Annotated in this window: 12 protein-coding genes and 1 pseudogene; 9 read left to right on the forward strand and 4 right to left on the reverse strand. The window is 59.8% G+C overall.

All coding sequences use genetic code 11. From position 1 onward, the window contains the following. Positions 1–296, forward strand: a pseudogene (locus EDC31_RS17960) (hypothetical protein); the annotation flags it as partial. A gap of 81 nt (positions 297–377) precedes the next feature. On the opposite strand, the gene EDC31_RS16375 reads toward EDC31_RS17960, so the two are convergent. Then, positions 378–1,361: an aldo/keto reductase gene (locus tag EDC31_RS16375; RefSeq protein ID WP_003618909.1), complete on the reverse strand. Its 984-nt coding sequence runs from the start codon at positions 1,359–1,361 to the stop codon at positions 378–380. A gap of 113 nt (positions 1,362–1,474) precedes the next feature. On the opposite strand from EDC31_RS16375, the gene EDC31_RS16380 reads away from it, so the two are divergent. After that, complete coding sequence (locus EDC31_RS16380; protein ID WP_042061845.1) at positions 1,475–2,368, forward strand: LysR family transcriptional regulator; 894 nt, start codon at positions 1,475–1,477, stop codon at positions 2,366–2,368. Positions 2,369–2,648: 280 nt separating this feature from the next. On the opposite strand, the gene EDC31_RS16385 is transcribed toward EDC31_RS16380, so the two are convergent. Further along, entirely contained in the window at positions 2,649–3,539 is an 891-nt protein-coding gene (locus EDC31_RS16385; protein WP_186820023.1) for an alpha/beta fold hydrolase, read from the reverse strand. A gap of 184 nt (positions 3,540–3,723) precedes the next feature. Then, entirely contained in the window at positions 3,724–4,674 is a 951-nt protein-coding gene (locus EDC31_RS16390) for a LysR family transcriptional regulator (protein ID WP_042061847.1), read from the reverse strand. A 92-nt stretch (positions 4,675–4,766) separates the two neighbouring features. On the opposite strand from EDC31_RS16390, the gene EDC31_RS16395 reads away from it, so the two are divergent. Beyond that, complete coding sequence (locus tag EDC31_RS16395) at positions 4,767–5,729, forward strand: NAD(P)H-binding protein (RefSeq protein WP_042061849.1); 963 nt, start codon at positions 4,767–4,769, stop codon at positions 5,727–5,729. A gap of 52 nt (positions 5,730–5,781) precedes the next feature. Here EDC31_RS16395 and EDC31_RS16400 read toward each other — a convergent pair whose 3' ends face one another. After that, positions 5,782–7,005 (reverse strand): MFS transporter, encoded by a 1,224-nt coding sequence (locus tag EDC31_RS16400; protein ID WP_042061851.1) that lies wholly within the window; start codon positions 7,003–7,005, stop codon positions 5,782–5,784. A 108-nt stretch (positions 7,006–7,113) separates the two neighbouring features. On the opposite strand from EDC31_RS16400, the gene EDC31_RS16405 reads away from it, so the two are divergent. The 6 genes from EDC31_RS16405 to EDC31_RS16430 all read left to right on the forward strand — a co-directional run bounded on the left by EDC31_RS16405 (position 7,114) and on the right by EDC31_RS16430 (position 11,267). Beyond that, entirely contained in the window at positions 7,114–7,770 is a 657-nt protein-coding gene (locus tag EDC31_RS16405; protein ID WP_003618898.1) for a TetR/AcrR family transcriptional regulator, read from the forward strand. Positions 7,771–7,907: 137 nt separating this feature from the next. Then, positions 7,908–8,669 (forward strand): SDR family NAD(P)-dependent oxidoreductase, encoded by a 762-nt coding sequence (locus tag EDC31_RS16410; protein ID WP_042061854.1) that lies wholly within the window; start codon positions 7,908–7,910, stop codon positions 8,667–8,669. A 31-nt stretch (positions 8,670–8,700) separates the two neighbouring features. Then, positions 8,701–9,153 (forward strand): SRPBCC family protein, encoded by a 453-nt coding sequence (locus tag EDC31_RS16415; protein WP_042061856.1) that lies wholly within the window; start codon positions 8,701–8,703, stop codon positions 9,151–9,153. Further along, positions 9,150–9,863, forward strand: coding sequence for an SDR family oxidoreductase (bdcA, locus tag EDC31_RS16420; RefSeq protein WP_042061858.1), 714 nt, complete (start codon positions 9,150–9,152; stop codon positions 9,861–9,863). Before EDC31_RS16415 ends, bdcA begins: the two co-directional genes overlap by 4 nt. A 26-nt stretch (positions 9,864–9,889) precedes the next feature. Further along, positions 9,890–10,780, forward strand: coding sequence for an aldo/keto reductase (locus EDC31_RS16425; protein ID WP_042061860.1), 891 nt, complete (start codon positions 9,890–9,892; stop codon positions 10,778–10,780). A 151-nt stretch (positions 10,781–10,931) separates the two neighbouring features. Further along, the gene (locus tag EDC31_RS16430) at positions 10,932–11,267 is read left to right on the forward strand and encodes a LysR family transcriptional regulator (protein WP_239641755.1); all 336 of its coding nucleotides are present in this window, start codon (positions 10,932–10,934) and stop codon (positions 11,265–11,267) included. Positions 11,268–11,327: the final 60 nt, after the last annotated feature.

Consider the following 11,327-nt stretch of genomic DNA (forward strand, 5'->3'; position numbering starts at 1 on the left):
TAATCTGGTCCTGCGTAAATCGTGCTTTCTTCATCGTCTGTCTCCAGTGGACAGACCTTACTTCAATTCGAGGGCATTTCAGGGGGCAAGGTCAAGACGGCATGCAGATAGAGGTTCGAGGCGATCTTGCTGGCATTCTGACGATGGCGTCGGGCAGTGGACAAACGAAAACCCCAGCCCGTTTCGGGGCTGGGGTTCGTGATGCGTTCGCATCGCAAGTTCAGATGGTTGCGGGGGAAGGCAGCCAACGATACTTGCGATTGGTGGATCGCGAGATACCCCGTCTTGCCGCGTGAGACAGAGATTATGCCAAAGAGTAAGCACAGAAGTAACCTCCGGCGAGGCCGTCCATCCCCGCTCGACGCAGGAACGGCCCTTCAACGCTCGACGAGGGCCTCCATTGCGGCGGGGTAACGCTCGCCCCGGAGGGTAATGGAGGAGAGACGCTTCTCGATCGTCCGAAGATCTTGCCCGGAGAGCCGGACATTCACTGCGCCTAGATCGTCTTCGAGATGAGCCAGCTTCCGTGCGCCGGGGATCGGCACAATCCAGGGCCTGCGCGCCAGCAGCCAGGCGAGCGCGATCTGCGCCGGTGTCGTGCCCTTGTTCCACGCGATCTCTCTGACCAGATCGACGATCGCCTGATTGGCCCTCCGGTTCTCCGTATCGAAGCGCGACGTCGCGTTGCGGAAATCGCCTGTCGGGAAGGTGGTCTTTTCGTTGATCGTGCCAGTCAGGAAGCCCTTGCCGAGCGGGCTGAAGGGCACGAAGCCGATGCCCAGTTCCTCCAGCAGCGGAATGATTTCCGTCTCGGGTTCGCGCCAGAACAGCGAATACTCGCTTTGCAGTGCCGCCAGAGGCTGCACCGCATGCGCCTTGCGGATCGACTCGCCCCCCGCTTCGGACATGCCGAAATGCCGCACCTTGCCAGCCGCGATCAGGTCCTTCACCGTCCCCGCCACGTCCTCCACGGGCACATCGGGATCGACGCGATGCTGATAAAGCAGGTCGATGGTGTCGGTGCGAAGGCGCTTCAGCGACCCTTCCACCGCGCGGCGGATAGTCTCGGGGCGGCTGTCTGGCCCGTCCGCGATCACGCCGTTGCGGAAGCCGAATTTTGTGGCGATCACGACCTGATCGCGGATCGGCTGCAACGCCTCGCCGACGACGTCCTCGTTTGTGAAGGGACCATAGACCTCCGCCGTGTCGAAGAACGTGACGCCGCGATCATGCGCCGCACGGATGAGCCTGATCGCCTCGCCGCGATCTGTCACCGTTCCGTAGCTGTGGCTGAGGCCCATGCAGCCGAAACCGATTGCGGAAACCTCAAGGCCACTCTTGCCAAGTACACGCTTTTCCATCGCTTATTCTCGCTTCCGGGATGTCGCCTACAAATTCCTCCCCCACTCTAACCGCTGCCCTTTATGGCAACTATGGCGTAAGATCGGCATGAACCTGTGAGCATGACGCATCAATGTTGCGAGAGAACACGAACGACCTTCTGGCCTTCATGGCGGTCGCCCGCGAACGGAGCTTCACGCGCGCGGCCGCGAAACTGGGCGTTTCGCGATCAGCTCTGAGCCATACGATCCGTAACCTCGAAGAGCGTCTGGGCCTGCGGCTGCTGGCGCGCACGACCCGCAGCGTCGGCCTAACCGAAGCCGGTGCGCGTCTGCTGGACACCATCGCGCCGCGCTTCGACGAGATCGAGGCGGAACTGGTTGCCATGAGCAGCCTCAGAACCAGACCGGCCGGCAGCATCCGCATCACAGCGACCGAGCATCCTACCTACACCATCCTCTGGCCTCGGGTGTCGGAACTGCTGCGGCAATACCCGGACATAAAGATCGAGATCGTCGTGGATTACGGCTTGCGGGATATCGTCGCCGAGCGCTTCGACGCCGGCGTGCGCGTGGGCGAGAGCATCGCCAGGGACATGATCGTCGTGCCGATCAGCCCCGCTCTGCGCTCCGCCGTCGTGTGCAGCCCGGCCTATGTCGCGCGGCACGGCGTGCCCGCGACGCCGCAGGACTTGACGACACACGCCTGCATCAACATGCGCCTGCCCACCCACGACACGATTTTCGAGTGGGAGTTCGAGAAGCAGGGCCGGTCCCTGAACATGCGTGTCGATGGCCCGGCGGTGGTCAACACGCTCGCACTGCGCCTCAACGCCGCACTCGACGGCGTGGGCCTTGCCTACATGCCGGAGGATTACGCCATGCCCCATATCGAGGCGGGCCGACTCGTCCGCGTTCTGGAGGACTGGTGCGATCCTTACCCCGGCTATCACCTGTTTTACCCGAGCCGCCGGCAGATGACACCGGCTTTCGCCCTGCTGGTCGAGGCGCTGCGGTATCGGGCGTAAGTCGCCAGCATCCGGCAACCACGCCCTACGTAATCCTGCAGTCCCAACTCTGATCGCTGATGTCAGGCAGACAGCATAGGTCGTGAGCGATCACGGTCGGTGCCCACGTGGCGGCCACGGACGTGGCCGGGGAACCGAAGACCTGGAAAGCATAGGGATGACACTCCCGCCGCGACAATACTGTCGCGAAGTGAAGACCGATTATCGGGAGAACGAAAGAAAGCGAGCATCTTGATCTTCTTCTTCCAGAACATATCTCCGGCTAGAAAAAGGTATCTGTTCAGAGAAACTCGCCAATGCTCCTCAACAATTCTTCCGGCGCTTCTTCCTGGGGGCAGTGACCACAGTCAATAGCGTGTCCCCGCACATCCGTGGCTTTTTCGCGCCACGTTTCCACGACGTCATAAAGTGCGCCGATGGTCCCTCGTGCGCCCCACAGCGCAAGGAGTGGCGCTTCGACCCGACGGTCGGCATCTTCCGCGTCGTGAACGAGATCGATGCCTGCCGCTGCACGATAGTCCTCACACGCGGCATGCCGCATCCGGGCATTGGCATAGCAGCGACGGTATTCCGCCATCACCCGAGGATCGACGGCGCCTGCAATTTTGACCTGTCCCGCTATATGCGTTTCCAGAAAGAAATCCGGATCGGCACTGATCAGCCTTTCCGGCAACGGATAGGGCTGGATCAGAAAGAACCACCAGAAATAGCGCCGCGCAAACTCCATGTCGGTCCGGGCGTACATTGTCGCTGTCGGCGCAATGTCGATCAGCACCAGCTTTTCCACCGCCTGCGGCGCATCGAGCGCCAGGCGATGAGCCACGCGTCCACCGCGGTCATGCCCGACAAGCCGGAAGCGCTCAAAACCAAGCGCTTTCATGACGCCAATCTGATCCGCAGCCATGGCGCGCTTGGAATAATTGATGTGTTCAGGGCCGCCGTCGGGCTTTGCGCTGTCACCATAGCCTCGGAGATCAGTCGCCACGACGGTAAAACGCTCTGCCAGTACCGGCGCGACCTTATGCCAGGTCAGATGCATCTGCGGATGGCCGTGAAGAAGGAGAAGCGGAGGTCCTTCCCCGCCTATGGCGGTACGGATACGAACTCCGTTCACATCGGTATCCTGCCACGTAAAGCCGGGCAGCAATTCCGGAAATGCCCTGACGACCATGATCCCACCTGATTTTTTTTTCGACGACCGCACCAACAAGCGTGACACTACAGGACTATCTCTTCGTCTTCGGGTCAAAACCTGTTTATTTACTATCTTTCGCCACTCTCGATATTCCCGCTCCTGTCACGCGGTATTCCCGTCTCCAAATTTCCGGGATGGATTATTGCAGGCGCGCTTCTGCTCAACCGGCGCCATCCGCGGCGTCTCGCCCACCGACGCCAACAGCCGCCTGCATCACCAGCCCGGACGCGCAATACCGTCCCAGAGCCGCCACAAGATGCCCAAACACCGCATCAATCCGGCGGCTGTGACGCAGATCTTCATGCGCGACAACCCAGGCCTCGAGTTCGGCGACAACCAAGCCCGGCAGCACGCGCACCAGATCCTGCTCGCCAATTGGCAATTGCGTGACACCGATCCCCAATCCCGCGCGTACCATGGCAAGCTGGGCCGGATGACTGTCGGTGCGGAGCGCGAAATACAGCTTCTCTCCCAGCGTCTTTTGCAATTCCCGTGTAAAATCTTGATCCATCCGGGATCGGTCCGAGCCGATCAGCGTGTGCCGGGCCAGATCCGTCGCACCTTCCGGCACCCCATGCCGCTCCAGATAAGAGGCGGTCGCGAAAAACCCGAGCGGGATACATCCTGCCCGTTTCGCCACCAGCGCCCCATGGCGCGGACGACGCATCCGGATCGCGATATCCGCTTCCTGCCCCGGCAGATCTGCGTTCTCGTTGCTCAGGACCAGTTCGACGGCGAGGCCCGGATGGCGCTCCCGCAGCGGGGCCAACAGACGCGGCATGACCTCGATGCCGACGAATTCGGCGACGCTGATACGCACCGTACCCGCGATCTCACCCCCGGACGCGGACGCAGCGCGATAGAAAGCCTCTGACGCGAAGGCCATACGCCGGACATGGACCGCCAGTTCCCGGGCGTCATCCGTCGGAACCAGCCCATTCACCGTGCGCGAGAAGAGTGGCTGACCGATCGCGCGCTCCAGCGCCTCGATCCGGTGACGCACGGTCGGCTGGGTCAGGCCGAGGCTGCGCGCCGCCGCCGACAGGCTTCCCGTATCGAGAACCGCGAGGAAGGCCCGTTGTCCGTCCCAGTCCGGAGAAAGAATGCTCATCGTTTTTCAATGAGCAGCATGCCGATCTTTGTCAATTTCCTTCGCGACCGCCTCCGTTCACTCTTCCGGTGGAAACGCAGGGAGATCGCAGCGTGACGAAAGCAATCCTCGTTCTGGGGGCAACCGGCGGCATTGGCGGCGCGGTCACACGGGTCATGCTGCGTCGCGGCTGGCAGGTGCGGGCAATGGTGCGTGACCCGGCCCGGGCTCAAGGGGGCTGGGGTGACGATGTGATGCCCCACTGGGTGCAGGGCGATGCCATGCTCCGGGACGATGTGGTGAGGGCCGCGACCGGGGTCGACGTAATCCTGCACGGCGTCAATCCGGCAGGCTACCGCAATTGGGAAACAACAGTGCTGCCGATGATCGACAACACGATCGCCGCCGCCAGGGCTACCAGCGGAGCGCGCATTGTGCTTCCGGGAACGATCTACAATTATGACGCCGCCACAGCGCCGGTGATCAGCGAAACGACACCGCAAAATCCGCCTGGCCGCAAAGGCAAGATCCGCAAGGCCCTCGAATGTCGCCTCACCGACGCCGCCCCGGAGGTTCCGAGCCTGATCGTGCGGGCGGGCGACTATTTCGGCCCTGACGCACAGCAGAGCTGGTTCGCTCAGGCGTTGGCGAAGGCGCCGCTGAAGCAGATCACCTATCCCGGCCGCACTGGTATCGGTCACGCTTGGGCTTACCTGCCTGATCTGGCCGAAGCAATTGCGCAACTGCTCGAACTACGACCCGGTGCCATGGCAACCGTCGAACGCATGCAGTTCAGCGGGTTCTGGGACGCAGACGGCACACACATGATCGCTGCGCTCCGCCGCATGACGGGCACGCCGGATCTCTCAGTCCGGCACTTCCCATGGTGGTTGATGCGCCTTCTTTCTCCATTCGGTGGTTTTCCGCACGAAGTGATCGAGGTTAAGCCCTACTGGCATTATCCGGTCCGGCTCGACAACAGTCGCCTCGTCCGGTTGCTGGGATCAGAACCTCATACCGACATCAATCAGGCTGTCAGAAACGCCGCGAACCGTCCCGGAGTCTCAACGTCCTAATATTTGGCATATGCATTTTGGCTCGCGGGAGCAGAGCTGTCTGCAACTTTAGTTAACCTGCATCATGACTGCCCCCCTGCTTGAGTCGGTGGCCAGATCGAAATCCATGCGATCGCGCTGTCCATGCGATCAGGAAACCGACGGCGACGAGCACCATCACGGCCCATGGGAACGACGCCGCGCCCCATGTATCGAACAACACACCACCCAGAAGGCCACCTCCGGCTATGGCACTGTTCCACGCCACGACATTCATCGACAGCGCGACGTCCGCGCCAGCGCCGGCCGCATCGGCCAGCGCGGTCTGGAGCAAGGTTGCGGCCCCGCCGAATGTCAGCCCCCATATCGTGACACCAATCACGATCACAGTCGGCGACGCTGATTCAATGGCGAAAGCCACTGACACGACTGCGAATAGGGCCAGACTGAGCAGAACGGACAAGCGTAAAGCATGATCGACCGTGCGGCTGGTCAGCAAGATGCCCGCCAGCGCGGCAATCCCGAACAGCAGCAGAATGCGATCCGCCTGCCCTACTAGTCCGGCGGGTGCGATGAACGGCACAATGTAGGTGTAGAGCACGTTGTGCGCGAGCATCCACGCCATCACGACCCCCAGAACGGGCTTCACACCCGGCATGCCCAGAACATGCCGGAATGGCAGACGCTCGTGATGTGCAGCGCCCGGAAAATCAGGAACCTTTGCCAAAACCCACGCAATCAAAAGCACTGTCAGACCCGACATGATCCAGAACGTCAGGCGCCAGCCGACAACAGCCCCCAGCCATGTGCCTGAGGGAACCCCCAGAGAAAGCGCGATTGGTGTGCCTACCATAGCAATCGCAAGAGCTTGCCCCTGCTGAGCGCGCGTTACCATCCTGCGCGCGTAGCCGGCCAGCAACGCCCAGGCGAGACCCGCCGCCGCACCCGCTCCGTAGCGGGCCATGAGAGTCGCGCCATAATGCGTCGAAAACGCGGTGATGGAATTGAACACCACGAAGCCGATGATCGCCAGCAGGAGAACCCTCCTGCGCCGCCATCGCTGCGTGGCGAGCGTCAGCGGGATCGCCGCACTCAGAGAACCGACGGCATAGGCCGTCACCATCTGCCCAGCGAATGCCGGGGAAACATGCAGACCAGCACCGATCTCGGGCAAAAGACCCGCCGGCAAAGTTTCTGTCATAATGCAGATGAAGCCGGTCATGGCCAGCGCGAGCAGACCGGAAACAGGCAAGCACTCGTCGGTTTTTTTCGCGGACGGTACGATGGTCGGTGTCATGAGCCACTCAATATATGGAACGAATGATACACATATATGCGGACCGTAAAATCTTGGCAATAATTTCTGGATCGATTAATATGAAAGTCTTTTCAAAGGAGCACTAGCATGGCGCGGACTGGCCGTCCCCGTGAGTTTGACCGCGACAAGGCGATCGACGCCGCCACGGCGCTTTTCTGGGCGCAGGGTTATGAACCGACGTCCTTGACCCAGCTCAAGGCCAGCATGGGCCATATCTCGCCCGCGAGTTTCTATGCCGCGTTCGGTTCCAAGGAAGCCCTGTTCCGGGAAGTCGTGCAGCATTATCTGGCAACGTATGGTCAGGTCATGGCCCCCTTATGGGATGAAAGCCTGCCGCCACGTGAGGCCATCGAACGGACGTTACGCGGCTCAGCGCGCATGCAGGCGGCCCGTACGCATCCGACCGGCTGTCTGGTCGTGTCCGGCGCCAGCAACTGCTCACCCGAGAACGAACCTGTCCAAGCCCTTCTCGCCGCAGAACGACAGCGTACGCGGGCAGGTATTAAGGCCTGCGTGGAGCGCGCCATAGCCAGAAATGAATTGAAGGCCTCCCCGTCAACAGATGTCCTGCCCGATATTCTCGCTACTTTTTTTCATGGCATGACATGCGAAGCGCGGGATGGAATGACTGTTGACACTCTGGATGCTGCCATCACATCCCTCCTTACGTTGTGGGATATCAACACTGTCAAACCTCTCAAAAATCGACAAAAAAACACCGAAAACACGGGGGTCAGACTGTAGCCTTCTACAAAAACCCCCAACTTTCATATCGTCCGGTCCACAATTCCTTGACGTCGCTTCATGTCCATATTATGGATCGGGTGATACGGAAGTTGGGTTTCCGAATAGGACGCCATCTTTCCGCGAGGAGTCCGTTTATGAACACACCCAAAATCGCCCTTATCACGGGTGCCAATCGCGGCATCGGCTACAGTATCGCGAAGCATCTGACGGATGCTGGCATTAATGTCGTCGGCACTTATCATGCCAATGAAGATGAGGCGAAAGCTGCCGAAATCGCCCTCAGCCATGAAAAAGTGAAGTTGCGTATGCTGCAACTGGACATCGCGAACCATACGTCGTTCACGGATTTTGCTCAGCGGCTGAAAGCCCTTCTCGCAAACAAGTTCGGGCTGCAGGGACTAAATTATGTTGTCCAGAACGCCGGCAACATCATTCACACACGCTTCGATGCCGCTACCTCCGAACAACTCGATAATCAGTACAACATCCACTTCAAGGGCCCTTACCTGCTGACAGTGGCGCTCCTGCCACTGCTTCGCGATGGCGGCCGCATTCTCAACATCACCTCTGCCGCGACCCGCTTTTATCTGACGGATCATGGCCCCTATTCGGCCATGAAGGCCGCAACCGAAGTCATTTCGCTCTACATGGCGAAAGAGCTGGGGGAGCGCGGGATTACCGTCAATGCCGTCGCCCCTGGGGCGGTCGCATCGGATTTCGGCGGGGGGCTGGTCCGTGACGATGCCACGGTAAATAAAAGCCTTGCAGACATCACTCCGCTGGGACGTGTCGGGCAACCCGATGACATCGGAGCCGCTGTCCGTGCCCTTCTGTCTGATGATATGCGCTGGGTGAATGGTCAGCGTATCGAAGTGACGGGAGGGCAGTCGCTATGATGGCCGGACAGACACGAACAGGAGCCGCATTATGATCCATGTGATGGCCAGCAGCGTTCTTCCTGCCTCCGTTTCGTCCGTCTGGGGGCTAATCCGTGATTTCGGCGCCCTAGGCAAGTGGTTGCCGGGGGTGAAAACCTGCGTGATCGAGGGCGATGAGCCCGGTGACCGTGTCGGCGCGGTCCGCCGCCTTGAAATGGGCGATGTCGGCGTGATCCGTGAACAGCTTCTCGCATTATCCGACGTAGATCATACGGTGATGTTCTCGATTATCGAGTCCGCCCTGCCGATCAGTAACTATCGGTCAACGATCAGCCTTCTTCCCATAACGGATGGTGACCGAACGTTCATTCAGTGGCGGGGACAGTTCGAAGCGCCCCTCAAACATGCCGTCAGTATGGAGGCCAGGATGCCGACAGATATCTATCAACCAGCATTCGACAGGCTGACAGATATCTTGGCGTCGCAGGAAATGCCGTCATGAACAGTTTTGAGGGAAAATCCGTCCTCGTGCTTGGCGGCAGCCGCGGGATTGGGGCCGCCATCGTGCGCCGTTTCGCTTCGGAGGGAGCGAAGGTCCTTTTCACATATCTTTCTTCACCGGACGATGCGGCGGCCCTGGCTGCTGAAACCAGAAGCGAGGCCCTGTGCGCCGACAGCAGCGACCGTGATGCTCTCATCGAGCTGATCAGTTCACTCGGCCCTCTCGATGTGCTGGTCGTCAATTCCGGAATTCTCGGAGCAGGGGACCCACTGGATATCCCACCGAATGAGATCGACCGGTTGTTTCGCATCAATATCCATGCGCCTTACCATGCAGCCGTTGCTGCCGCCCGCACGATGCCCGACGGGGGCCGCATCATCTTCATCGGCTCAGCCAATGCTGACCGTATGCCGATGGCTGGCCTTGCAGCCTACAGCGCCAGCAAGGCCTCACTGAAAGGCATGGTCAAAGGACTAGCGCGTGATTTCGGTGCGCGCGGCATCACCATCAATGTTGTCCAACCCGGCCCTACCGATACCGACATGAACCCGGCCGACGGCCCGCTGAAGGATATCATGCATGGCTTTATGGCGATCAAGCGCCATGCCACGGGGGCGGAGATCGCGGGACTGGTTGCGTATCTTTCCGGGCCAGAAGCAGGCATCATCACCGGTGCGGCCTACAACATTGATGGCGGCTTCTCCGCCTGACCCGTTGAAAAAAAGGACCCGAGACCATGACCCATTCATCCTCCGACGCCTCCCGATCTGGCACGCTCAGGATCGGAGGCGATCTCGCCGTTCATCGGCTTGGTTTCGGAGCCATGCGCATCACAGGACCGGGCATCTGGGGACCACCCGCCGATCATGACGAGGCCATCCGCACGCTGAAGCACCTTCCCGATCTCGGCGTCAATTTTATCGATACGGCGGATTCCTACGGACCCGACGTCTCGGAATGGCTGATTAAAGAGGCGCTGCACCCATACCCCAAGGATCTTATGATCGCCACTAAAGCTGGCCTGACCCGTTCGGGGCCAGACATCTGGAAGCCGGTTGGGCGACCAGAATATCTTCTCCAACAGGTGCATAAGAGCCTACGTAATCTCGGTGTCGAACAGATCGATCTGTGGCAACTGCACCGGATCGATCCTCGGGTTCCGGCAAATGAGCAGTTCGATGCGGTCCGGTCATTCATCGATCAGGGGCTGATCCGCCACGCGGGACTGAGCGAGGTCTCCGTAGAAGATATCAAAGCGGCATCGAAGTTCTTTGACGTGGCAACCGTCCAAAACCGCTATAATCTCGTCGATCGCAGCAGCGAAGACGTGCTCAACTACTGCACGGCGCAAAACATCGGATTCATCCCGTGGTTCCCGCTCGCGGCCGGCGACCTCGCTAGGCCGGGATCGATTTTAGACACTGTGGCAGGGAAATACGGTGCTCATCCCAGCCAGATCGCACTGGCCTGGGTCCTGAAGCGCAGTCCAGTGATGCTGCCAATCCCCGGGACCTCGAAGGTCGCGCATCTTGAGCAGAATGTCGCCACTGCAGACATCACCCTGTCCGAGGAAGATTTCGCGGTGTTGGACGCGGAGGGACGCAAGGCGCTTCAAGCGGCATCTTGACCTCGATGTCGCACATCACCCGACGTATCAATTCATAAGAGAAGCCTTAAATCCATGGCCGGACGATATCTACACAATCCACGTGGAACACATGTCGGACAAGCACGGATGGAACAAATAGGAACCGAGGCAGAAAGGGACCATAACGACCATGCGCACTGCGGAACTCCGCTATTTTCTGGCTTCTGTTGAAGCTGGAAGTTTCGGGAAGGCCGCATCATCCCTTCAACTGCGAGTATCGACGGTCAGCCGAGCAATTGCTCGACTTGAGGATCAACTGGGTGTTGCGCTCTTTGAACGAACCTCCTCTGGCATTAAACTTACGACTGCGGGACGCATAGCATTACGCTGTGTCCGTCGCGTCCTGTGCGAGACAAATGCACTCACGGAAACACTCGACCGAAGTTCCTTCGGAGAAATCGGAGAGGTGCATCTCGGTTTTCATCTTCCACCTCTAGAGCGTTTTCTGCACGAACTGAATCGTTAGGGATTCCCCTTGGCGGCGTGATCTGATTCAAGATGAGAGCCGGGAAGGGGGCTGGCTTTG

This window comes from Acidomonas methanolica (assembly GCF_004346035.1).
Classification (GTDB): Bacteria; Pseudomonadota; Alphaproteobacteria; order Acetobacterales; family Acetobacteraceae; genus Acidomonas; species Acidomonas methanolica.